The 22,699-nt window shown below is 72.6% G+C and carries 20 protein-coding genes and 5 tRNA genes; 9 read left to right on the top strand and 16 right to left on the bottom strand.

Annotation, left to right across the window (positions count from 1 at the left end; all coding sequences use genetic code 11):
• Nucleotides 1-7: 7 nt before the first annotated feature.
• From ACFYXK_RS16450 to ACFYXK_RS16430, 5 genes are all read left to right on the top strand, one after another.
• Nucleotides 8-80: transfer RNA gene (locus tag ACFYXK_RS16450), tRNA-Gly, on the top strand.
• A 38-nt stretch (nt 81-118) separates the two neighbouring features.
• Nucleotides 119-192 (top strand) — tRNA-Cys (locus ACFYXK_RS16445).
• A 1-nt stretch (nt 193) separates the two neighbouring features.
• A tRNA-Val gene (locus ACFYXK_RS16440) sits at nt 194-265 on the top strand.
• Nucleotides 266-286: 21 nt separating this feature from the next.
• Nucleotides 287-358 (top strand) — tRNA-Val (locus tag ACFYXK_RS16435).
• Nucleotides 359-397: 39 nt separating this feature from the next.
• Nucleotides 398-472: transfer RNA gene (locus tag ACFYXK_RS16430), tRNA-Val, on the top strand.
• 54 nt (nt 473-526) lie between these two features.
• Here ACFYXK_RS16430 and ACFYXK_RS16425 read toward each other — a convergent pair.
• The 3 genes from ACFYXK_RS16425 to ACFYXK_RS16415 all read right to left on the bottom strand — a co-directional run bounded on the left by ACFYXK_RS16425 (nt 527) and on the right by ACFYXK_RS16415 (nt 2,369).
• On the bottom strand, nt 527-832 hold the full coding sequence (locus ACFYXK_RS16425) for a zf-TFIIB domain-containing protein (protein ID WP_030157333.1): 306 nt from the start codon (nt 830-832) through the stop codon (nt 527-529).
• Between the two features lie 65 nt (nt 833-897).
• On the bottom strand, nt 898-1,980 hold the full coding sequence (locus ACFYXK_RS16420; protein ID WP_389411737.1) for a phosphotransferase family protein: 1,083 nt from the start codon (nt 1,978-1,980) through the stop codon (nt 898-900).
• A gap of 203 nt (nt 1,981-2,183) precedes the next feature.
• Nucleotides 2,184-2,369: a hypothetical protein gene (locus ACFYXK_RS16415; protein ID WP_030294485.1), complete on the bottom strand. Its 186-nt coding sequence runs from the start codon at nt 2,367-2,369 to the stop codon at nt 2,184-2,186.
• Between the two features lie 563 nt (nt 2,370-2,932).
• On the opposite strand from ACFYXK_RS16415, the gene ACFYXK_RS16410 reads away from it, so the two are divergent.
• Nucleotides 2,933-4,174: a serine/threonine-protein kinase gene (locus ACFYXK_RS16410; protein WP_389411736.1), complete on the top strand. Its 1,242-nt coding sequence runs from the start codon at nt 2,933-2,935 to the stop codon at nt 4,172-4,174.
• A 28-nt stretch (nt 4,175-4,202) separates the two neighbouring features.
• Here the strand turns inward: ACFYXK_RS16410 and ACFYXK_RS16405 are convergent, their stop codons facing one another.
• From ACFYXK_RS16405 to ACFYXK_RS16370, 8 genes are all read right to left on the bottom strand, one after another.
• A complete protein-coding gene (locus tag ACFYXK_RS16405) occupies nt 4,203-5,048 on the bottom strand; it encodes a TrmH family RNA methyltransferase (RefSeq protein ID WP_389411735.1) in 846 nt (281 codons plus the stop codon).
• 58 nt (nt 5,049-5,106) lie between these two features.
• Nucleotides 5,107-6,318 carry a uroporphyrinogen-III C-methyltransferase gene (cobA, locus tag ACFYXK_RS16400; protein ID WP_389411734.1) on the bottom strand — a complete coding sequence of 404 codons (1,212 nt, stop codon included), beginning with the start codon at nt 6,316-6,318 and terminating at the stop codon, nt 5,107-5,109.
• A gap of 213 nt (nt 6,319-6,531) precedes the next feature.
• Nucleotides 6,532-9,747 (bottom strand): nicotinate-nucleotide--dimethylbenzimidazole phosphoribosyltransferase, encoded by a 3,216-nt coding sequence (gene cobT / locus ACFYXK_RS16395; RefSeq protein ID WP_389411733.1) that lies wholly within the window; start codon nt 9,745-9,747, stop codon nt 6,532-6,534.
• Between the two features lie 276 nt (nt 9,748-10,023).
• Nucleotides 10,024-11,235 (bottom strand): precorrin-6y C5,15-methyltransferase (decarboxylating) subunit CbiE, encoded by a 1,212-nt coding sequence (cbiE, locus tag ACFYXK_RS16390; protein ID WP_389411732.1) that lies wholly within the window; start codon nt 11,233-11,235, stop codon nt 10,024-10,026.
• 79 nt (nt 11,236-11,314) lie between these two features.
• Nucleotides 11,315-11,998: a GNAT family N-acetyltransferase gene (locus ACFYXK_RS16385; RefSeq protein WP_389411731.1), complete on the bottom strand. Its 684-nt coding sequence runs from the start codon at nt 11,996-11,998 to the stop codon at nt 11,315-11,317.
• A gap of 154 nt (nt 11,999-12,152) precedes the next feature.
• On the bottom strand, nt 12,153-13,016 hold the full coding sequence (locus ACFYXK_RS16380) for a MetQ/NlpA family ABC transporter substrate-binding protein (RefSeq protein ID WP_389411730.1): 864 nt from the start codon (nt 13,014-13,016) through the stop codon (nt 12,153-12,155).
• A gap of 125 nt (nt 13,017-13,141) precedes the next feature.
• Nucleotides 13,142-13,810, bottom strand: a complete 669-nt coding sequence (locus ACFYXK_RS16375) for a methionine ABC transporter permease (RefSeq protein ID WP_389411729.1) — start codon at nt 13,808-13,810, stop codon at nt 13,142-13,144.
• Entirely contained in the window at nt 13,807-14,853 is a 1,047-nt protein-coding gene (locus ACFYXK_RS16370) for a methionine ABC transporter ATP-binding protein (protein ID WP_389411728.1), read from the bottom strand. Before ACFYXK_RS16370 ends, ACFYXK_RS16375 begins: the two co-directional genes overlap by 4 nt.
• A 583-nt stretch (nt 14,854-15,436) precedes the next feature.
• On the opposite strand from ACFYXK_RS16370, the gene ACFYXK_RS16365 reads away from it, so the two are divergent.
• Both ACFYXK_RS16365 and ACFYXK_RS16360 read left to right on the top strand, forming a co-directional pair.
• On the top strand, nt 15,437-15,805 hold the full coding sequence (locus ACFYXK_RS16365) for a hypothetical protein (protein ID WP_383512120.1): 369 nt from the start codon (nt 15,437-15,439) through the stop codon (nt 15,803-15,805).
• Between the two features lie 7 nt (nt 15,806-15,812).
• Entirely contained in the window at nt 15,813-16,226 is a 414-nt protein-coding gene (locus tag ACFYXK_RS16360; protein ID WP_389411885.1) for a hypothetical protein, read from the top strand.
• Nucleotides 16,227-16,257: 31 nt separating this feature from the next.
• On the opposite strand, the gene ACFYXK_RS16355 is transcribed toward ACFYXK_RS16360, so the two are convergent.
• The 3 genes from ACFYXK_RS16355 to ACFYXK_RS16345 all read right to left on the bottom strand — a co-directional run bounded on the left by ACFYXK_RS16355 (nt 16,258) and on the right by ACFYXK_RS16345 (nt 18,663).
• Nucleotides 16,258-16,764: a GNAT family N-acetyltransferase gene (locus tag ACFYXK_RS16355; RefSeq protein ID WP_383512213.1), complete on the bottom strand. Its 507-nt coding sequence runs from the start codon at nt 16,762-16,764 to the stop codon at nt 16,258-16,260.
• A 37-nt stretch (nt 16,765-16,801) separates the two neighbouring features.
• On the bottom strand, nt 16,802-17,317 hold the full coding sequence (locus tag ACFYXK_RS16350) for an RNA polymerase sigma factor (protein WP_383512121.1): 516 nt from the start codon (nt 17,315-17,317) through the stop codon (nt 16,802-16,804).
• A gap of 149 nt (nt 17,318-17,466) precedes the next feature.
• Nucleotides 17,467-18,663: a glycerophosphodiester phosphodiesterase gene (locus ACFYXK_RS16345; RefSeq protein ID WP_389411727.1), complete on the bottom strand. Its 1,197-nt coding sequence runs from the start codon at nt 18,661-18,663 to the stop codon at nt 17,467-17,469.
• A 302-nt stretch (nt 18,664-18,965) separates the two neighbouring features.
• On the opposite strand from ACFYXK_RS16345, the gene ACFYXK_RS16340 reads away from it, so the two are divergent.
• Nucleotides 18,966-19,595, top strand: a complete 630-nt coding sequence (locus tag ACFYXK_RS16340) for a lysophospholipid acyltransferase family protein (RefSeq protein ID WP_389411726.1) — start codon at nt 18,966-18,968, stop codon at nt 19,593-19,595.
• A 10-nt stretch (nt 19,596-19,605) separates the two neighbouring features.
• Here ACFYXK_RS16340 and ACFYXK_RS16335 read toward each other — a convergent pair whose 3' ends face one another.
• Both ACFYXK_RS16335 and ACFYXK_RS16330 read right to left on the bottom strand, forming a co-directional pair.
• Complete coding sequence (locus tag ACFYXK_RS16335) at nt 19,606-21,078, bottom strand: membrane-associated oxidoreductase (RefSeq protein WP_389411725.1); 1,473 nt, start codon at nt 21,076-21,078, stop codon at nt 19,606-19,608.
• A gap of 68 nt (nt 21,079-21,146) precedes the next feature.
• Nucleotides 21,147-22,694 (bottom strand): MFS transporter, encoded by a 1,548-nt coding sequence (locus ACFYXK_RS16330; protein WP_389411884.1) that lies wholly within the window; start codon nt 22,692-22,694, stop codon nt 21,147-21,149.
• Nucleotides 22,695-22,699: the final 5 nt, after the last annotated feature.

Raw genomic sequence — 22,699 nt, 5'->3', positions numbered from 1 at the left:
GTGACCTGCGGACGTAGCTCAGTTGGTAGAGCACCACCTTGCCAAGGTGGATGTCGCGAGTTCGAGTCTCGTCGTCCGCTCGAAGTGGGGGATCTTCCCGAGAACCCCTGCAGCTCCGGGTGGAGTGGCCGAGAGGCGAGGCAACGGCCTGCAAAGCCGTCTACACGGGTTCAAATCCCGTCTCCACCTCCAAGGACGATTAGCTCAGCGGGAGAGCGCTTCCCTGACACGGAAGAGGTCACTGGTTCAATCCCAGTATCGTCCACTGGATCCGCAAGGATTCCCCGCGCGATTAGCTCAGCGGGAGAGCGCTTCCCTGACACGGAAGAGGTCACTGGTTCAATCCCAGTATCGCGCACGCAGTACACGCACCACCTGCGGTTTACACCGCGGTCCCGCGCGATTAGCTCAGCGGGAGAGCGCTTCCCTGACACGGAAGAGGTCACTGGTTCAATCCCAGTATCGCGCACCACTCCGGAAGCCCCGGCCGTTCCCACGGCCGGGGCTTCTGCGTTGCCGGGACGGCTCAGGAGGAGAAGAGCATCCGGCCGAAGCCGCCCTTGTGGTGGCCGTGGTGACCGTGGCCGTGGCCGCCGTGGTGCGGGGCGCCCCAGGCGGGGGCGGGGGCGTGCGCGGCCGGGTAGGGGGCCGGGGGCGCGGCGGGCGGCGGGACCTGGCCGTACTGGCCGCCGGTGTACTGGGACTCCAGGCGGGTCAGCGCCTCCAGCTCGCCGTAGTCGAGGAAGATGCCGCGGCAGTTGCTGCACTGCTCGATCTGGACACCGTTGCGGTTGTAGGTGTGCATCATCGCGTGACACTTCGGACACTGCATGACCGGATCAACTCCTCGCCGTCTGCTTCGTCACCGGATGCATGCCCGGTGGCGTGAAGCTCACCCTACGACGGAGCCTGCGGCTCCAAGTCGGGCGGGAGGGTGGCGATTCGGGCACAGGAGTCCACCATCAGCCGTTCCACGTCGTCGAGTCGGCGGTGGTTTTCTACCGATTTGGCCAGAGCCAAGGCTGCGGTCTGCACGGTCAGGGCCCGGGCGGCGAGGTCCAGTTCCGGCCAGGGGTCGGAGCCCGACGGCCCGGCCGCGGGGCCTCCGGCCGCGCGGTAGGAGTCGAGGAAGCGGGCCCAGGTGCCGGTGTCGAGGAGCCCGGCGGCGTACCAGGCGGCGGGCCGGGCCAGATCCCAGGCGGGGGTCCCGATCCCGAGGTCGTCGACGTCGATGAGCCGCCAGCCCCCGTCGGGTCCCGGGCCCCGGACCAACTGCCCCAGGTGCAGGTCCCCGTGGCACAGCGCCCCGCCCCGGGGCGCCGGCGCCTCTCCCCGCACCCAGGCGGGCAGGGTCCGCGCGGCGGCCCGTACGAGGTCGCCTGCGGGGCGGCCCTCGGCGGGGCCGGGCACGAGGGCGGAACCGGTACGGGACCCGCCCGGGCCGGCGGAACCGGCCGCACCGCCGGCAGCGGGAACGCCCACGGGCCCGTTCGCCCCTGCGGGACCGGCGCCGCCACCGCCGGCAGCCCGGCCGGGAGCCGTCGCCCGCGCCAGGCGGCGCAGGGCCCGGGCGAGTTTGGCCGGGCCGCGCATCGGCGGGACCGGGCCCGGCAGCCGGTGGACGGGTACCTGGTGCAGGGCCGCCAGCAGCCGGCCTGCCGCCTCCCAGGGGGCGTCCTCGGGGCGCTCCGGGTCGACCGGGGCCCCGTACGGCCACAGGGACACGGGCCGGCCCCCGAGGTAGCCGACCTCGGGGCGCAGCGGGGCCAGCAGCACCCCGGCCAGCGCCTCGTCCGCGGCGATCCGCATCCGTACGGCGAGGCCTTCGCGGTCGCTGTCCCCCGCGTGCGCCTTGGCGACGATCTCGCCGCAGCGCACGACGGTCCCGTCCTCCCGCTCGGCGAGGAGTTCGTACGGGGCGCCCTGCTCCCCCGCGCCGGCGTACGCCGCGAGGGCGGCGGGCAGTGGCTCCTGGTTCATCGCGGCTCCACGGCTCCCGTCGCGCTGGCGTCTCGGGAGCAGGTTACGGAACTGCGGGACGGCATGAAAAAGGGTGCTGCCCGTCCGACTCCCCAGTCGGACGGGCAGCACCCTTCTCCTGCCGTCCGTCGCGCCCCCGTCCCCACGGGGTGCAACAGGCCGATGTCCCGGTCCGGGCCGCTCTCCCGGACCCGGGGCGCCGCTCAGCGCCCCAGCATCACGCCCACGGACGACGCCTGTACCGCCACCTGGTCGAATCCTCCGAAGAGGAAGAGCAGGAGGGCGGCCAGGGGGAGCACCATGGCCGCGGCCACCAGTGGGTGGCGCGTGCCGGACTCATGGCCGTTGAACGCGAATGCCTTGCGTCCTTGCCGTGCGATGTCCGCCATGGTCCTCTCCCTGTCGGTTGCAGCGGCGGGTTCGTGACCTCGGGGGACGAGTGCGCCACCCGCCGCTTGTCTTCAACACTAGGCGGGCGCACGGCCCCTGGCCTCCTGCCCTCGTACCCTTTGGCAGGCCTCCAGGAGGATGACGGGGCCACCTCTCGTGTACTCCCCTGGGTGGAGACCGCTCCCCCGCATTGGGGGTCTTCCCGGAGGGGATGACCGGAGGGTAGTGACTTCGCTCACTTCCGTCACTCCCCGCGCATGCGTGTCCGCCCACGGGGTACGGACAAGATCCCCCCGCCCGCCGGCCCCGCGCACGCGCCCCCCGCCCGCCGTGCGCCCCACGCACCACTCCTGCGGGTGTCTCAATCCCCTTGGCGCCAGGGCCGTTTGGCCGTACCGGCAAGTGCCGTACGGACAGGGGTCCGTGCGGGTGAGAAACCCTCAAGTGGGCTGTGCCGCACTGACAATCGAATCCTCGGGCGAGGGCGCGGCCTCTGAGCGCTCGTGGCGGATGGTCCGTAAGCTGTGGCACGTCAACAGGACGACCGGTCAGCGGGGTGGACATGGCGATGATGCGGCTCCGGCGCGAGGACCCGCGTGTCGTCGGCTCATTCAGGCTGCACCGACGGCTCGGTGCCGGCGGTATGGGCGTGGTCTACCTGGGATCCGACCGGCGCGGCCAGCGTGTCGCGCTCAAGGTGATCCGGCCGGATCTGGCCGAGGACCAGGAGTTCCGCTCGCGCTTCGCGCGCGAGGTGTCCGCCGCGCGGCGGATCCGCGGCGGGTGCACCGCGCGCCTGGTGGCCGCGGACCTGGAGGCGGAGCGGCCGTGGTTCGCCACGCAGTACGTACCCGGCCCGTCCCTGCACGACAAGGTGGCCGAGGAGGGTCCGCTCACGGCCGCGCAGATCGCCGCGATCGGCGCCGCCCTCTCCGAGGGACTGGTCGCCGTGCACGAGGCGGGCGTCGTCCACCGCGATCTCAAGCCCTCGAACATTCTTCTGTCTCCCAAGGGCCCCCGGATCATCGACTTCGGGATCGCCTGGGCCACCGGGGCGAGCACCCTCACCCATGTGGGCACGGCCGTCGGCTCCCCCGGCTTCCTCGCGCCCGAGCAGGTGCGCGGGGCCGCCGTCACCCCGGCCACCGACGTCTTCGCGCTGGGCGCCACCCTCGCCTACGCGGCGACCGCCGACTCGCCCTTCGGGCACGGCAGTTCCGAGGTCATGCTGTACCGCGTGGTGCACGAGGAGCCGCATCTGGTCGGGGTCCCCGACGCGCTCGCACCTCTCGTACAGGCCTGCCTGGCCAAGGATCCCGAGGAGCGGCCCAGCACGCTGCAGCTGTCGATGCGGCTGAAGGAGATCGCGGCGCGCGAGGCGCAGGGGCTGTCCGACGGGCGCCCGCCGGTACAGCGTGCGCGGACCGAGCGGCCCACCGGGCGGCCGGCGGAGCGGTCCGACGGGTACGCCGACCAGCGCACGGAGCGCCGTACGGGCGGCACGCCCGTACCCCAGGCGCCGAACCAGGGGCAGGGCCGGGGCCAGGGCCCGGACAGCGGACCGCACTCCCGGCCCTCCGGCGCACGGCCCGCGTCCTCCCGGCCCTCGTCCTCGCGGAACCCGGGCGGGCCGTCCTCCCGGCCGACCGCGGGGCGTACGGGCGGCCGCCCGGCCCCGCGTACGACGGGCACGGGGCGGCGGTCGTCACGCCCGGACCCCAGGCTGATGCGGCAGCGGCTGATCGTGTTCGTCGTGGTGACGCTGATCGTCGCGCTGGGCATCGCCGCGGCCCAGAAGTTCTGAGGTCCCGGAGTCCTGACGGGCCGGAGTCCTAGAGCTCCGGCCCGGTGGGCGCCGGGGACCCGGGCGGGCGGGTCGCGTAGAAGGCCACCGCCGAGGCGGCGGCCACGTTCAGCGAGTCGATCCCCTCCGCCATGGGGATGCGGACCCACTCGTCGGCGGCCCGCAGTGCGTACGTGGACAGGCCGTGCCCCTCGGACCCGAGCATGATCGCGGAACGCTCGAAGCGCTCCGGCGGCACCTGGTCCAGCGGCGTGGCCTTCGGGCTCGGCGTCATGGCCAGGATCCGGTAGCCCGCCTCGCGGACCTTCTCGAGGTCGGCGGGCCACTTGTCGAGGCGCCCGTACGGTACGGAGAACACGGACCCCATCGAGACCTTGATGGCGCGCCGGTAGAGCGGGTCCGCGCAGTCCGGGGAGAGCAGTATCGCGCTGATGCCGAGGGCGGCTGCGCTGCGGAAGGCGGCCCCCAGGTTGGCGTGGTCGACGAAGCCCTCGAAGACGGCGATCCGGCTGCCCGCACCGTCCCCGGCGAGCAGCTCGTCGGCGGTCGGGAGCGGCTTGCGCTGCATCGAGGCGAGGGCGCCGCGGTGCACGTGATAGCCGGTGACGCGTTCGGCGAGCTCGGGGGTGACGGCGTAGACCGGCGCCGGGAGCTCGTCGATGACGTCGCGCATGACGTCGACCCACTTCGCGGAGAGCAGCATCGAGCGCATCTCGTACCCGGCGTCCTTGGCGCGTCTGATGACCTTCTCGCCCTCGGCGATGAACAGGCCTTCTTCGGGCTCGCGCCGGCGCCGCAGTTCGACGTCGGTCAGGCCCGTGTAGTCGCGCAGTCGCGGGTCGTCGGGGTCTTCGACGGTGATGAGATCAGCCACAGGGTGATACTGCCTTGTCCGGGGTGTGGTGCCAACGGCCCTGCCGGGCACGGGCGCTTCAGGCGGTCGGGGTACCTACGTTGACGACCTCGCCGATCACGATGACCGCGGGCGGACGGACCTCCTGCGCCCGTACGGTCTCGCCGACGGTGGCGAGGGTGGCGTCGACGCGGCGCTGGGTGGCGGTGGTGCCCTCCTGGACGACCGCGACCGGGGTGTCGGCCGGGCGGCCGTGCCGGACCAGGGCCTCGGCGATCAGGCCGATCTTGTCGACGCCCATCAGGATCACCAGGGTGCCGGTGAGCTTGGCGAGCGAGGCCCAGTCCACCAGGGAACGCGGGTCGTCGGGGCCGACGTGGCCGCTGACCACGGTGAACTCGTGCGCCACGCCGCGGTGGGTGACCGGGATGCCGACGGCGCCCGGCACCGAGATGGAGCTGGAGATGCCCGGGACGACGGTGCACGGGATGCCGGCCTCGGCGAGGGCCTGGAGCTCCTCCATGCCGCGGCCGAAGACGTACGGGTCCCCGCCCTTGAGCCGGACCACGGCCTTGCCGGCCTTGGCGTGCTCGATCAGGGCGTTGTTGATGGCCTCCTGGGCCATGAAGCGGCCGTACGGGATCTTCGCGGCGTCGATGACCTCCACGTGCGGCGGGAGTTCGTCGAGCAGGTCGCGGGGGCCGAGCCGGTCGGCGATGACGACGTCGGCCTCGGCGAGGAGGCGACGCCCGCGGACGGTGATCAGGTCGGGGTCGCCGGGGCCGCCGCCGACCAGGGAGACGCCGGGGGTGCGGGTGCGGGCCGTGGCGAGCGAGCCGTCGCGCAGCCCCTCGACGACGGCGTCGCGGACGGCGGCGGAGCGGCGGGGGTCGTTGCCGCTCAGGACGGCGACGGTCACGCCCTCGACGCGGCCGGTGGCCGGGGTCCAGGCGGTGGCCGCCCCGGCGTCGTCGGCCCGCACGCACCAGACCCGGCGGCGCTCGGCCTCGGCGGAGGCCGCGTCGTTGGCGGCCCGGTCCCGGGTCGCGATCAGCGCGTACCAGGCGCCGTCGAGGTCGCCGTCCTGGTAGCGGCGGCGCTCCCAGCGGATCTCGCCGGTCTCCGCCATGGCGTCCACGGAGGGCGTGGCGGAGGGGGAGACCAGCAGGACGTCGGCACCGGCCGCGACGAGCGCGGGCAGCCTGCGCTGGGCGACCTGGCCGCCGCCGATGACGACGACGCGGCGGCCGGCGAGGCGGAGTCCTACGGGGTAGGCGGGGTGTTCGGCCATGGCGGTGCGGCTCCTGAGGGCGGCGGTGTCTTGCGTGCCGCTGCGACGTTGGAGCGGCGGGGTGCGTATGCGGTGCTGACGTGGGGTTTCTCGTGCGGGTCCACGATACGGCCCGGCAGGGGCGGAGGCTCGGGGCGGGCCCTGCGGGCAGCTCTCCCCTGCCCGCCCCTTTCCGAGCCGGGGGCTGCGCCCCCGGCAGCGGCGCCGCGGGGGCTACTTCTCCGTCACGCCCGCGGAGTCGAAGGTGGCGACCTCGTGCATCGCGCGGGCCGCGCTCTGCACCAGCGGGAGGGCCAGCAGGGCGCCCGTGCCCTCGCCGAGGCGGAGGTCCAGGTCCACCAGCGGGCGCAGGCCGAGCTTGTTCAGGGCCGCCACGTGCCCCGGCTCCGCACTGCGGTGGCCCGCGATGCACGCCGAGAGGGCCTCGGGGGCGATGGCCCGGGCCACCAGGGCTGCCGCGCCCGCGCTCACACCGTCCAGGATGACGGGAGTGCGCAGGGACGCCCCGCCGAGGAGCATGCCGACGATGGCCGCGTGCTCCAGGCCGCCGATGGCGGCCAGGACGCCGATCGGGTCCGCCGGGTCCGGCTGGTGGAGTTCCAGGGCGCGGCGTACGACCTCGACCTTGCGGGCGTGCGTCTCGTCGTTGATGCCCGTGCCGCGGCCCGTCACCTCCGCCGGGTCGACCCCGGTGAAGACCGAGATCAGGGCGGCGGAGACCGTCGTGTTCGCGATGCCCATCTCGCCGGTCAGGAGGGCCTTGTTGCCCGCTGCGACGAGGTCGCGGGCCGTCTCGATGCCGACCTCGATGGCTGCGATCGCCTCCTCGCGGGTCATCGCCGGGCCCGTGGAGAGGTCGGCCGTACCCGGGCGGACCTTGCGCGGGAGCAGGCCCGGGGTGGCGGGGAGGTCACCGGCGACACCGACGTCGATGACGCAGACCTCGGCGCCCACCTGGTTCGCGAATGCGTTGCAGACCGCGCCGCCGCCGAGGAAGTTGGCGACCATCTGCGTGGTGACCTCCTGCGGCCACGGGGTGACGCCCTGGGCGTGGACCCCGTGGTCGCCCGCGAAGATCGCGACCGCGGCCGGCTCCGGGATCGGCGGCGGGCAGACCCGGGAGAGGCCGGACAGCTGCGCGGAGATGATCTCGAGCATGCCCAGGGCCCCGGCGGGCTTGGTCATGCGCTTCTGGCGCTCCCAGGCCTCGCCCAGCGCCTTCGCGTCGAGCGGGCGGATGCTGGCGACCGTCTCCGAGAGCAGGTCGTGCGGCTCCTCGCCGGGCAGCGCGCGGCGGCCGTACGTCTCCTCGTGCACGACCCAGGCCAGCGGACGGCGCTGCGACCAGCCGGCCTGCGCCAGCTCCGGCTCCTCCGGGAACTCGTCGACGTAGCCGACGCACAGGTACGCGACGACCTCGAGGTGCTCCGGCAGGCCGAGCTCGCGGACCATCTCCCGCTCGTCGAAGAAGCTGACCCAGCCGACGCCGAGGCCCTCGGCGCGCGCGGCGAGCCAGAGGTTCTCGACGGCGAGGGCCGAGGAGTACGGGGCCATCTGCGGCTGGGTGTGCCGGCCGAGGGTGTGGCGGCCGCCGCGGGTGGGGTCGGCGGTGACGACGATGTTCACCGGGGTGTCGAGGATGGCCTCGATCTTGAGTTGCTTGAACTGCTTCGCCCGGCCCTTGGGCAGCGACTTCGCGTAGGCCTCGCGCTGGCGCTGGGCGAGCTCGTGCATCGCCCGGCGGGTCTCGGCCGAACGGATGACGACGAAGTCCCAGGGCTGGGAGTGGCCCACGCTGGGCGCGTGGTGCGCGGCCTCCAGGACGCGGAGCAGCACCTCGTGCGGGATCGGGTCGGTGCGGAAGCCGTTGCGGATGTCGCGGCGTTCGCGCATGACGCGCAGGACGGCCTCGCGCTCGGCGTCGGCGTACGCGGGGGCCGCCTCGCCGGCGGAGGGCTCCACGACGGGCTCGGGCGCGGCCTCGGCGACCGGCTCGGCGGGTGCTTCGGCCTCCGGCTCGGCAACCGGTGCGGGGGTGGTCTCGGGAGCGGCTTCGGGCTGCACCGCCATGGCCTCCGGCGCGCTCTGCGCTGCGGCTTCCGGCGCGACGGGGGCGGCCGGGGCCTCGGGAGCGACGGGCTGGGCGGCGACGGGCTCCCCGCCGACGGGCTCGACTGCGACGGGCTCGACCGCGATGGGCTCGACCGCGACGGGCTCGACGCCTTCGGGGGCCGGGGCCACCGTTTCTGCGGGCACGGCCTCCGGCTCCGGCGCGGCGGCCGGTGCCTCCACCACGGCTGCGTCCGCCGCCGGTACGTCCACCGGCGCGGCCTCGGCCACGACGGGCTCCGGATCCGGCTCGGCGGCGGGCGCCGCCGGGACCTCGGCGGGCTCCGCGGCAGCGGGCGCGGGCGCCTCGGCGACGGGCTCCGCCGCGGCCTCCGGGACCGGGGCGGGCTCCGGCACGGCGACCGGCTCCGGCTGCGGTGCCTCGGGGATTTCGGCAGCCACGGGTGCCACGACGGGCTCGGCGTTCACCACCGGCTCAGGGGCCATGACCGGCTCAGGGGCCATGACCGGCTCGGCAGCCACCACGGGCTCCGCCACCGGCTCCGGAGCCGCCACGGGCGCCGGCTCGGCGGTCCACGGCTCGCCGGCCTGCGGCGGGGTCTCGCCCGGCTGCGGCGCGGCCGGTACGGCGGCGGCCTCGGGGCGCGGCACGTCCAGGTACTCGGGACCGAGGGTCGGCGGCCCGGCCACCTGCACCGGAATCGGCGCCACCGGGGCGCTCACGGCAGCGGCCACGACGGGCACGGCCGGGGCGACGGGCACCGCGGCAGCCACGGGGGCCGCCGCCGGACCCCGGTCGGCGAGCGAGCGTACGACTCCGCCGGTGGCCTCGGGCACGGGCGGGCCCATGTGCAGCGGCCGACGGGGGGGCACGGCCGGGGCGACGGGCGCGGCCGGGGCCGTCGGGGCGGCCGCCTGCGGCGGGACCACGAGGCCGCCGAGGTCGAGCGCGCCGGAGTCACGGCCGCCGGCCTCGTGCGCACCCGCGCTGTACGAGGCGTCGCCGTAGGAGGGGTCGGGGAAGGAGGGCTGTGCGGGGAAGGCGGGCTCCGCGTACGCGGCCGGCGCCTCGGGGTACTCGGCGTAGGGCGCGTCGCCGTAGGAGGTCTCGACGGGGAAGACGGGCGCCGGCGGGACGACCTGCGGGTCGCTCCACGCACCCTGGCCGCTCGGCATCAGCAGCAGTTCCTCGTCCTCCGGCTCGGCCGGGTTGTCCACGAGGTCCTGGAAGGCGTAGCCGCCCTGGACGGGAGCGGGGACGGGGCCCTGGTTCTGGACCGGAGCGGGAATGCCCTGCTGATCCACCATGCCCGCGTTGTCCGGGAGACCCTCGCCCGGTACCTGGCCGGTGTCAGTCATGCGTACCCCTCGCCCATCGATTGTGCCTCTTCGATCGCCCGGTCGCCCATGAGGCCTCCGGGCGGCGTTGCCGTGCGGGGTTGCCGTGCGATGCGTTTCGTCTCCCGCACACCCTGCGCGACAACCAGTAAGCATTGTCGCGCCCGTTAGCCACCACGGCAGCCATAACTGCCATGGTCCGCTGTGGACTGCGCCACGTCGCGCATCGGGCGGTGCCGTCACCCCCGGACACAGCAGGGCGGTACGACGATCGGCCAGCCTACCGCGGGCTCTGACCTACCGGTTCACGGGGCGTTCGGCTGCCAGGAGGAACACGACGGAACGGTCCTGTTCACCCCACGTACGGGTGTCCAGGCCCACGGACTGGAGGAGCGCGCACTCGACGGTGTAGCCGCCCTCGGTGAGCGCGCGGCCGATCGCCTCCGCCTCGTCACGGGTGGAGGCGTGGCTGACGATCCGTTCGGGTCGGCGGTCGGCGACGGCCGCGACCACCTCCGCTCCCCCGCCGCCGATGCGGACGACGTCGGGTTCGGGGAGGTCTTCCAGTACGTGCGGTGCGCGGCCGGAGACGACCTGGAGCTGTACGCCCCGCTTGCGGGCGGCGGCAGTTGCGCGTTCGCAGGCGCGCGGGTCGGTGTCCACCGCGATGACGGCGGCGCCGAACGCGGCGGCCTCCACGGCGAAGGCGCCGGAGCCGGTGCCGATGTCCCAGACGAGGTCTCCGGTGCGCGGGCCGAGGCGGGCGAGCTGGGCGGCGCGCAGCAGGGCCGACTCGCCTTCCCCGGCGTCGGCCGGGGGGCGGGCCCAGCCGCGGGCGCCGGTCTGGGCGGGGCTCTGGCCGAGCAGCCATGCCGGTTCGGCGGTGGCGGAGGAGAGGGAGGAGGCCTGTCCGCCGATGACGATGACGACGTTGGGGTCGCGCCAGCTGTGGTCGGCGGCCCGGTCGGAGGTCAGGACGGTCACCTGTTCCCTGGCGGTGCCGAGCTCCTCGCAGATGACGAAGGTGCGGTGGACCCCGCCGAGCAGGAGGGCGAGTTCGGCGGGGCCGGCGCCGGGCGAGGTGAGGACGGCGACCTTGGCGTGGGCGCGGCAGACGTTGACGGCGCGGCGCAGGGTGCGGGGGTGGGCGACGACGACCTGGGCGTCGTCCCAGGGCATGCCGGCGCGGGCGAAGGCGGCGGCGACGGAGGACACGGCGGGGACGACCTCGACCTCGAGGCCGTGCTCCGGGGCGCGCAGGGTGCGTACGGCGCCGAAGAAACCGGGGTCGCCGTCGGCGAAGACGACGGCGGTGCCGCGGTGGCCGGCGATGCGGCGGGCGGCGAGGCCGAGGCTGCCCAGCCGGATGCGTTCGGCGGTGGGCGGGACCTCGGGGAGTGCGAGGTGGTGCGCGGCGCCCGCCACGAGGGTGGCTGCGGAGAGCGCGGACCGGGCGGCCGCGGTCAGGGGCGAGCCGTCCCAGCCGATCACCGTGACCCGGTCGGCCATCGTCGTCAGTCTCCTGGGGTGGGGGCGGGCGAGGTTTCGTCGGCAGGGGCGCGCACGGTGAGACTACCTGGTCATCGGGTCAGCTCCAGTCGGCGCCGACGGCGTAGCCGCTCGCGCCGGCCTGCGCGCCGCGGCCGTATCCGTAGTCGTCGTGGCTGCTGTAGCCGTCCGCGTCGTCGATGTCGTCGAGGTCCTCGGGGAGCAGGCTCCAGACGATGAGGTCGGTGCGGGTGTCCGCCCAGGAGCCCTCGGGGTTCTGGGTGCGCACCATCCATGCGTTGCGCAGGACGCCTTCGCTGATGCAGCCGATCTTCTGGGCCACCTGCTGCGAGGCGGTGTTGTCGGCGGCGGTGCGCAGTTCGAGGCGTTCGAAGCCCTGGTCGCGGAAGAGCCACTGGGCGACGGCGAGTACGGACTCGCTGGCGTAGCCCTCGCCACGGGCCCAGGGGGCGGTGACGTAGCCGACCTCGGCGCTGCGGGTGCGCCAGTTGGTGTTCTGCAGGTGCACGATGCCGACGAGGCGCTGGGTGAGGAACTCGGCGACGGCGAAGACGATGCCCCTTCCCTCGGTGCGTTCCGCATGGGAGTCCCGGGTGGCCCAGGCCTGGGCGTCGGCGTGGGTGTAGGGGTGCGGTACGGAGGTCCAGGCGGTGATGTGCTCGTCGTTCATCATCTCGGCGAGCGCGGTGACGTCCTCCCCGTCGAAGGGGCGCAGCACCAGCCGGTCCGTGCTGATGGTGACGTCCGGGAAGGTGGTAGTCATGCGCAGCTCCATGCCGTTGCTGGACCGTTTGTGCGGGTCGTAGGCACAGCATGCAGCATCGGGGGCGGGTTGTGGCGGCCGGGTTGCCCGGAAGCGGGCAGCGCTCGGCCCCGCACACCCACCGGGGGCGTACGGGGCCGGACGGCCGGGACGATCAGGCCTTCGGGGCGCCGAAGGCGGGGACGACCGAGCCCTGGTACTTGTCCTCGATGAACTTCTTGACCTCGTCGGAGTTCAGGAGCTTCGCGAGCTTCTCGATCCGCGGGTCCTTCTCGTTGCCGGCCTTCACCGCGAGGAAGTTGGCGTACGGGTTGCCCTCGGCCTTCTCCAGGACCAGCGCGTCCTTGGCGGGCGAGAGCTTGGCCTCGAGGGCGTAGTTGCCGTTGATGACCGCGGCGTCCACGTCGTTCAGGGCGCGCGGGACCGTGGCGGCCTCCAGCTCCTTGAACTCCAGGCCCTTCTTGTCGGTGATGTCGGACAGCTTGGCGGCGGTGCCGACGCCTTCCTTGAGGGTGATCAGGTTGTTCGAGGCGAGCAGCTGGAGCGCGCGGCCCTCGTTGGTGGTGTCGTTGGGGACGGCTATGGTCTGGCCGGCCTTGATGTCCGCGAGGGCCTTGACCTTCTTGGAGTAGAGGCCGAGGGGCTCCAGGTGCACGTTCACGACGGGCACGATGTGGGTGCCGTTCTTCTTGTTGAAGTCGTCGAGGTACGGCTTGTGCTGGAAGTAGTTGCCGTCGACCTGGCCCTGCTCGGTGGCGGTGTTGGGGAGCACGTAGTCCGTGAACTCCTTCACCTCCAGCTTGAGGCCCTCCTTGGCCGCGAGCTTGTCCTTGACGAAGTTCAGGACGTCGGCGTGCGGGCTCGGGGATGCCGCGATGACGAGGGGCTTGCTCTCGTCGACCTTGCCGCCGTCGGCCTTGGTGGAGGACGGGTCCGAGGAGCTGCCGCAGGCGGTGAGGCCGAGGGCGAGCGCGGCGGAGGCGGCGGTGAGGGCGGTGGCCTTGATGTTCTTACGCACGAAGAGTGCCTTTCATTGCGGTGCAAGTGCGCAGGTCGTGCGCGGTTCTTGCGGGTGGTGGCGGCCCAAGCACGACAAGTGCGGGCTTTCTGGGGTGGAGAAATCGGTGGTGCGGTCCGCGCCGTTCAGGCTGTCCGGCCGCGGCGGGCGAGGAGGCGGACCACTCCGTCGCCGATCAGCTGGATCACCGTGACGATGGCGACCAGGACCACGACGGTGGCGAGCATGAAGCCGGTCTCGAAGCGCTGGAAGCCGTAGGTGATGGCCTTGGAGCCGAGTCCCTCGCCGCCGACCGCGCCCGCCATGGCGGAGTAGCCGATCAGTGTGATCAGGGTGGTGGTGACGCCGGCGACCAGCGAGGGCAGGGCCTGCGGGAGGAGCACCTTGCCGACGAGGGTGGGGACACCGCCGCCCATGGACTCGACGGCCTCGATCAGGCCGTGGTCCACCTCGCGGACGGCCGTCTCGACGAGGCGGGCGAAGAAGGGGATGGCGCCGATGGCGAGCGGGACGATCATGGCGGTGGGGCCGATGAAGGTTCCGACGACGGCGGTGGTGACCGGGATCAGGGCGATCAGCAGGATGATGAACGGCAGCGAGCGGCCCAGGTTCACGATCACGCCGAGGACCTTGTTGAGCGGCCGGTTCTGCAGGAGGCCGCCCTTGTCGGTGAGGACGAGCAGGATGCCGACGGGCAGTCCGCCGAGGACGGTCACCAGGGTGGACCAGAGCACCATGTAGAGGGTGTCGTACGTGCCCTGGGTGAGCAGGGGCTGCATCTCGGACCAGGTCACCGGGCACCATCCTTGACCAGTTCGGCCAGTTCGTTGTCGATCTCGTCGACGACGTCGACCTGCAGGCCCTGCTCGCGCAGGAAGCCGACGGGCACGACGTTGTCCTCGTAGCGGCCGGGCAGCTCGATGCGCATGCGGCCGATCTGGCGGCCCGCGACGGTGTCCATCGCGGCGCCGAGGATCGATATGTCGATGTTGTACGTCCGCGCCAGCTGGGAGATGACCGGCTGGGTGGCGGCGTCGCCGTGGAAGGTGACGTCGATGACCGTGCGGTCGGGGCCGGTGGCGGCGCCGCTGACGGGGAAGAGTTCGCCGGCGAGCTCGGAGCCGGGGGTGGCGAGCAGTTCGGCGACGGTGCCGGACTCGATGATCCGGCCGCGCTTCATCAGGGCGGCCGAGTCGCAGACGCTCTTGACGACGTCCATCTCGTGGGTGATGAGCAGGACGGTCAGGCCGAGCTGCTGGTTGAGGTCGCGCAGCAGCTGGAGGATCGAGCGGGTGGTCTCGGGGTCCAGGGCGCTGGTGGCCTCGTCGGAGAGCAGCACCTTGGGCTCGCCGGCCAGGGCGCGGGCGATGCCGACGCGCTGCTTCTGGCCGCCGGAGAGCTGGCCGGGGTAGGCCTTGGCCTTGTCGGCGAGGCCGACGAGGTCGAGGAGTTCGAGGGCCTTGCGGGAGCGCTCGCGGCCGGAGACGCCGAGGATCTCCAGGGGCAGTTCGATGTTGCCCTGCACGGTGCGCGAGGACAGCAGGTTGAAGTGCTGGAAGACCATGCCGATGCGGCTGCGGGCCTCGCGGAGCTCCTTGCCGGCGCGGCGACCGCGGCCGGCCAGCGCCGTGAGGTCGACGCCGTCGACGGTCACGGTGCCGGTGGTGGGGCGCTCGAGCAGGTTCACGCAGCGGATCAGGGAGGACTTGCCGGCGCCGCTCTGGCCGATGACTCCGTAGACCTCGCCCTCGCGGACGTGCAGATCGACGCCGTCCAGGGCGGTGACCTCGCGGCCACGGGACTGGTAGACCTTCGTGAGGCCCGATGTGGTGATCACAGGAATTCCGTCGCTGTCGAGTGCACGGCGGGACGGGTGCCGCGCACGGGGCAAACATCTGGAGACGCGATACGGGTCAGATCATCAGAAAACGACACTGACGGCGCGTACGCGGGGCAGGAGCGGTCCGGTGCTGCTTCGGGGCGGCGGTGCGGACGGGCTCGGCCGGTCTCGCTTCGGGGCGCGAGACTGCAAGGAGAGGGGCCCTCAGAAGGCGCACATTCGACACATACAACGAGCACCGGGCGTCATCGTCGCCTCGGTCGCAAGGGTGCGGCTGCTCGTCGTGGTCATGGGCCCCAGTAAAGCAGACCTCTCCCTTCACCGATCAACGGTGTCCGCATAGCGGACGCAATCCGGTCACATTCCGGACAGCAGCGGTCAGGAACGGCCATCCGCGACGATGTCCCTCCCCCCGGGCTGACCTGCGCGGACACGGCTCGGAAGGTGCGTGCGCGGCAGTACCCGCGGGGCCGGGCGGAGGCGTCCGCTGTGGCCAAGGCCACGACGGACGGGGACCTCGGGGCCGCCCGCCCGCAGGGGTGGGCGCGGCCGGGCCGGCGGGCCGTAATACCCTCGCTGCATGCTCGACGCCCTGACCGTCGCCCTCGGCGCGGCCGCACTCGCCCTCGCCGCCTGGTGCGGATACGCCGCCCTGCGGGACCAGCCCACCAAGGACTGGCACTTCATCGGCATGGGCGTGGTGACGCTGCTGGCCCTGGCCCAGCTGGTGGTCGGCGTGGTCAAGCTGGCGCAGGGCGGCGAGCCCGACGAGGGCACGGTGATCTTCGTGGCCTACCTGGTGGGCGCCCTCGCGGCGGTCCCGGCCGCCGGGCTGCTGTCGCTGAGCGAGCGGACCAAGTGGGGCTCGGTGACGGTGGCCGCGGGCGCGCTCGTCCTCGCCGTGCTCGAAGTACGCCTCTATGACATTTGGGGAACCCCCGGTGCCTGACACGCAGATGGACGACACGGCCGCCACCCCCGCCGAGCGGGGGCGGCTGGTCTCCGGACCCGGGCTGCTGCTGGTCTGGCTCTACGGGGTGATCACGGTCGGCGCGGTCTCGCGCTCGGTCTACCAGATCTCCACCGAGTTCGACCGGGCCCCGCTGCCCTACACGCTGACCGGCGTGGCCGCACTCGTCTACTGCTTCATCACGTACTCACTGGTGCGCGGCGGGGAGAAGGCCCGCAGGGCGGCGCGCGCGTGCTGCGCCGCCGAGCTGGCCGGGGTTCTCGTCGTGGGCACCTGGACCCTGGTGCGGCCCGAGTCCTTCCCCGACTCGACGGTGTGGTCGCAGTTCGGGATGGGCTACCTGTTCATCCCGGTGATCCTGCCGATCACCGGGATGCTCTGGCTGCGCGCCAAGCGCTGAGGACCGTGCGCGGAGCGTTCGACGCCGAGCGTCAGGCGCTGACCGCGAAGTCGGCCGCGTCGGTGGCCTCCTTCTCCAGGATCACCAGGCGCACGCCGTCGGAAGCCGTACGGCCGCCGACCTGTACGTAGCCGGCCTTGCGGTAGAGGCGCAGGTTGGACTCGCTCTTGTGCCCGGTGTGCAGGCGGAAGCGGGTGGTGTCGCCGCGGCCCGCGAGGGCCTCCTCGACGGCGCGCAGCAGCCGGGCGCCGAGGCCGTGGCCCTGCAGGCGCGGGTGGACGCAGAGCTTGGCGATCTTGCCGGTGCCGTCCTCGTCGACCTTGCCGCGCACGGTGCCGACCACTTCGTCGCCGAGCCGGGCCACCAGTACCGTGTCCGACTCCAGCTCCGCCTTGAGGGAGTCCAGGGTCTGGGTGAGCGGCTGGATGCGGTAGTTGCCGTACAGCTCGGCCTCGCGCTGGAACGCCAGGTACTGCAGTTTGAGGATCTGCTCAGTGTCCTCGGCAGCTGCCGCCGAAATGGTCACGCTCATGCCCATGTGCGCATGCCTCCCGCTCACCTGGTAGCCCATTGGTCTACCGCTCCCTTCCCCGAAGGCGAGGAGCCGCAACCTCTGACGCGAGCATTCTGCGCAGACATCCCAGGCAACGGGAACGGACGGGTCCCAAACTTCCTTGTGAGATACCCAACTCTCCTGCGATTTCACGGTAGGTGAGGTCTCTGGGCGAAAGAAGTGCCCTCATGAGCTCCGGACACCGTCCGGGCAATCGGGCGACCGCCGACCGCAGGGCGCGGTTCTCCTCCCCGTGCAGCAGGGCGTCTTCGGGTTCGGCGCCCGCGCTTCCGGGCCGGCAGCCGTACGGGATCTCGCGGCGGGCCCGGCGCCGGGCGAGGCGGGCTTCGGCGCGCACCGCCCGGCGCAGCCAGCGCGCCGGTTCGGCGGGGGCGGGGTCGTGTTCCAGCAGCCTGACCCAGACGGCTTGTTCCAGGTCGGCCGCTTCCACGCCGGTGCCCGGGGCTTCCGCGGCCGCCTCGGCGGAGAGCAGCGGGCCCAGTTCCTTCAGGAGGTCGGAGTCCTTCAGCAGGTCCATGCCGGGCGGGACGCGCGGGTCGTGCCCGGCGGTTTCCCCGCCCGGCACAGCCCACCCGTACGTGATGTTCCGCTTGTCTGTTGACGTGCGGCGGCCCGGCGTTGTCCGAAAGACGTCCCAAGACACCCCAAGACGCCTCAAGAAGTCCTCTAGAGGCCACGCCCCGGGCGGAAGGCCTCCGCCGCGAGCAGTCCGGTGTCCGCGTTGTCCGTGAAGATGCCGTCGATGCCCTGCTCGAAGTACGTCTTGAAGGCACCGAAGGCGTCCCCGTAGGCGGCCGGGTCGGTGCCCTTGCGGTACTCGGCCGGCAGGAAGCTGTTCTCGTTGCGCGCGGTATAGGGGTGCAGCACCAGCCCGCGGGCGTGGGCGTCCTTGACCAGCGTCGTCGGGGTACCGAGCTTCCCGGCCGCGTCGCGCGGGATGATCAGGTCCATGGTCGGGCCGATGCCCTGGGCGAATCCGGCGATCCACTTCAGGCCCTCGGGCTTGACCAGGTCCGCCACCGTCCGCGGGTCCTTGGCCTGCTCGAAGTCCCACGGCCGGGTGCCCGCCGCGGACAGCAGCACCACGCGCGGCGCGGAGACCAGCCGGGAGAGCCGCTGGATGCTGGAGGGCTCGAAGGACTGGAGGAAGAGCGGTGCGGTGCGGCCGTCCCGGCCGTAGCGCCGCAGCAGCTTGGCGAGGGGCTCCTCGAGGCCCAGGCCCAGGGACCGGAAATACGTCGGGTGCTTGGTCTCGACGTGCAGCCAGACGCGCTTGCCGCGCCGCTTGCCCTCGCGGTCGGCCCAGCGCAGCACCTCTTCGAAGGTGGGCACGTCCCACCGGCCGTCGTAGAGCGTGTTGCGCTGGCGGACGGCGGGGATACGTTCCTTCGCCCGCAGGGTCTTCAGCTCGGCGAGGGTGAAGTCCTCGGTGAACCAGCCCGTGACCGCGACCCCGTCGATCGACTTGGTCGTACGGCGGGAAGCGAACCCGGGGTGGTCGGCGACATCCGTGGTGCCGCCGATCTCGTTCTCGTGGCGGCACACCAGGTGGCCGTCCTTCGTGGGCACCAGGTCCTGCTCGACGACGTCCGCACCCAGGTCGAGGGCGAGCTGGTAGGACCCGAGGGTGTGCTCGGGCCGGTAGCCGCAGGCTCCGCGGTGGCCGATGACCAGCGGGACGGGGAGGTCACGGTAGCCGCCGCCGTGGCGCGCGCCGTCCGCGAAGGCCGCTTCCGCCGATTCCGCCGTTCCCGCCGTCTGCGCCGCCGAGGCGGATCCGGCCGAGAGTCCGGCCATGCCGCCGCCCGCCGCCAGGACGGCCGCCCCCAGGACCGTGCGCCGTGCTGCCCCACCCTGCGTCATGAGTGCCACTCCTGTCGTATGGAAGGGCCGGCGGCACCCGGGGTCTCCGGGTTCCTGCGGCCCGATTCGGCGTGGCGATCGTAGGCAGCAGCCGGTGGCGCGGGGGTGGGCCCGCGGGGAACATGGCGGAAACGTGCGTCAACACTGCGTATCCACCTCGTGAACCCGATGTGCACTCGCAGCTGACCCACGAGTATCGTCCTCACCTGCACTACCGCCGTGTGGTGCGAAACCCGCTTTTCGATGCCGGAGGGCTCACGTTGTTCCGTACATCGCTCATCAAAGCCACTGTCGGACCGGTCATGCGCATGATGTTCCGCACCCGTGTGGAGGGCATCGAGAACATCCCGGGCACCGGGCCGGTGATCCTGGCGGGCAACCACCTCACGTTCATCGACTCCATGATCCTCCCGCTGGTGTGCGACCGTACGGTCCACTTCATCGGCAAGGACGAGTACGTGACGGGCAAGGGGATCAAGGGCCGCGCCATGGCCTGGTTCTTCACCGGCTCCGGCATGATCCCGGTCGACCGCGACGGCGCGAACGGCGGCGTCGCCGCCCTGATGACCGGCCGCCGGATCCTCGAGGAGGGCAAGATCTTCGGGATCTACCCCGAGGGCACCCGCTCCCCCGACGGCCGCCTCTACCGCGGCCGCACCGGCATCGCCCGACTGACCCTGATGACCGGCGCCCCCGTGATCCCCTTCGCGGTGATCGGCACCGACAAGCTCCAGCCGGGCGGCGCGGGCATGCCGCGCCCGGGCCGGGTCACCATCCGCTTCGGCGAGCCGATGGAGTTCTCCCGCTACGAGGGCATGGACCGCGACCGCTACGTGCTGCGCGCCGTCACCGACTCGGTGATGGCGGAGGTCATGCGGCTCTCGGGCCAGGAGTACGTGGACATGTACGCCACCAAGGCGAAGGCGGCCTGACGCCGTCCGGCTACTGCCGCTGGAGTGACCGGCTGACGCCCGCCGCGGTCGTCGTGGCGAGGACCCAGCCGGTCACGATCAGCACGTACGACAGCCACTGGTACCAGCCTGCCGGCGCGAAGGCCCCTTCCTGCCCGAAGCCGATGATCGGCAGCATCAGGTCGATCGTGTAGAACGCCGGGTTGAATTCCGGCGCCTCCCCCGCCTTGAGCTCCCTCGGCGGGTGCAGGCCGTATGCGATCGTCCCCGTCAGCAGCAGCGCCAGCAGCCAGCCCGCGGCGCGCAGCGGCCGGAAGCCGTAGCCGACGGTGGCGTCCTGGAGCAGCCCCCAGACCCTCGCGTGCCGGGGCAGGGTGCGGCGGTGCCGGCGCAGCTTGGCGAGCTGGACCGTACGGGCCCCCGCCTCGTCCCCGGCCGTCCGGTAGGCGGCGGCGAGCTGCTCGTAGGCGTACGGGAGGTAGCCCGACTCCTCGCGCTCGAGCGCGGGCAGCCGCTGCTCGGGGGGCAGGTGCGGACTCATCGCCCGGTAGCTGAGCCCGGCCATGCGCACCGTATCCGGCCAGGTCCCGGGGTCTATGTGCAGCAGGTCGAACTGGGAACGGCGCAGGTTGACCGTGCCCTGGATGGTGTCGCACTCCCGCAGCCAGACCTCGCCGACGGTGCAGCTGCTGGCCCGCAGGGCCACGCCCCCGGGATTGACGAACCGGGCGTAGGCGAAGTTCAGCTGGCCCGGTATGCGGGATCCGGTGAGGTTGACGCGGCCGAGCAGCTCCGCGCGCATCGCCCGCAGGTCGGTGCCGACCGTCAGGGTCTCCGCGTGCAGGGCCGTGCCGCCGGGCGTGCGCAGACGGGCGTCGTCGAGGTTGATCTGGCCTCCGACGACTGCGCCGTTGATGCGCGTCTGGCCGTGTACGGTCAGCCCGAAGGCGATGACGTCGGTGCCGATGGTGGCGTGGTTGAGCTGGAGCGCCGCTTCGCCGGCCAGTTCGCCCTCGACCGGGCCGATCACGGCGTCCTGGAGGAAGAGACCGCCGGATATCCGGGCCCCCGCGAGGCGCACCGGGCCTGTGATCCGGCAGCAGGACAGCCGCAGCACGACCTCGACGCGGACGGTGGCCGCGGTCAGGCCCGGCAGGCACGAATCGGTGAGGACGAGTGCGCGCAGCCGTGCCCCGTAGAGCCCCGGTTTGCGTTCGAACCAGCAACCGCGCATCCGCATCGGCGCGTCGATCTCGGCGTACTTGAGCTCCAGTTTCCCGGTGACCTTGGCGCCCTTGATCTTGAGGCCGGCGACTTGGCCGGCCTCGCTGGGTCCGCTCAGCAGCAGCGCCATGAGCACCTCGGCGCGTACGGTGCGCTCCGGTCCCCAGGAGGCTCCGTCGGCCGGATCCTCGTCGGGGCTCTCCCGGAAGTCGATGCCTTCGCCGCGCGGGAAGGCGTCCCAGACGCGGCGCTCCGCGGGGGTCAGGTCGGTGATCTCCATCGCCGGGATGGTGTCGCGGTCGTGATCAACTGTCAACTCCGGTCGCGACACCATCCACTGGCGGTCCGTCAGTGCTCGGTCCCGCCCTGGAGCTTCTGCCCCTTGAGCAGGAACCAGGCCGCCACCGCCGTGGCCAGCAGCACGGCCGCGCCCACGCCGGAGGCGTACCGCAGGCCGTCCACGAAGGCCTCCTGGGCCGCGGTGACCATGGTCTGCGCGGTCGCGGGGTCCACTGCCCTGGCGGCCTCGACGGCACCGCCCAGCGATTCGTGCGCGGCGTCGGCGACCGGCCCGGAGACCGACGCCGGGGCGGTGAAGCCCTGGTAGACGCCGGTGACGATGGAGCCGAGCAGGGCGATGCCCAGGGCCGCGCCGAGTTCGTACGCGGTCTCGGAGACGGCCGAGGCCGAACCCGCCTGCTCCTTGGGGACGCTGGAGAGGATCACGTCGGCGGTGACCGTGAAGGAGAAGCCGGCGCCGAGACCGACGACCAGCAGGGCCGCGCCGAGCAGCGGGTAGCCGCTCTCCTTGTGGACCAGGGTGAGCGCGCCGAGCGCGAGTCCGATGGCCGCGAGGCCGCCGGTCACGATCGACCGTACCGAGTACCGGCGGGCGTACCGGCCGGCGACCAGGCCGGTGACCACCGCGCCGATGGCGGCGGGCAGTTCGGCCAGGCCCGCCTCCAGGGGGTCTCGGCCCTGGACCAGCTGCAGGAACTGGGAGAGGAAGAAGACGAGGCCGGAGAGGCCGAAGACGGTCAGCAGGTCGGCCAGGACCGCGCCGGAGAAACCGCGGTGCCGGAAGAGCCGCATGTCCAGGAGCGGCGACGGCAGGCTGAACTGGCGCCGGACGAAGGCGTACAGGCATGCCGCGCCGATGACTGCGGCGGCCGCGACGCCCCAGGTGACGCCGTGGGTGGCGACTTCCTTGACGGCGTAGACGACACCGATGACGCCGACGAGGGAGAGGGCGACGCTGACCAGGTCCCAGGGGCCGGCGACCGGGTTCTTGGATTCGGGCAGCAGCTTGATGCCGACGAGGACCAGGGCGATCATCACGGGCAGGTTGATGAGGAAGACCGAGCCCCACCAGAAGTGCTGGAGCAGTGCTCCGCCGACGACGGGTCCGATGGCCGCGCCGGCCGAGGCGGTGGCACCCCAGATGCCGATGGCGAGGCTGCGCTCCTTGGGGTCGTGGAAGATGTTCCGGATCAGCGCGAGGGTGGACGGCATCAGCGTCGCGCCGGCCACGCCGAGCAGGGCCCGGGCCACGATCATCATCTCGGGGCTGGTGGCGTACGCGTTGAGGACGGAGACGGCGCCGAAGGCGGTCGCACCGACCAGGAGCAGCTTCTTTCGGCCTATTCGGTCGCCGAGGGAGCCCATGGAGACGAGCAGGCCGGCGATGACGAACGAGTAGATGTCGCCGATCCACAGCAGCTGGGTGCCGGACGGCTTGAGGTCCTCGCTGAGGGAGGGCGTGGCGAGACCGAGTACGGTGGCGTCGACCGCGACCAGCAGAACAGCCAGGACGAGCACGCAGAGCGCCAGCCAGCGCCCCCTGCTCTCCCGGCCCCTGATCGCCTCCGTCCCCTTCTCCCGGGTCAGCTGTTCCATGCGGT

Source organism: Streptomyces sp. NPDC002209 (genome assembly GCF_042890265.1).
GTDB lineage: Bacteria > Actinomycetota > Actinomycetes > Streptomycetales > Streptomycetaceae > Streptomyces.
Note: the sequence above shows the minus strand (reverse complement) of the source record. Positions and strands in the feature narration are given on the sequence as shown.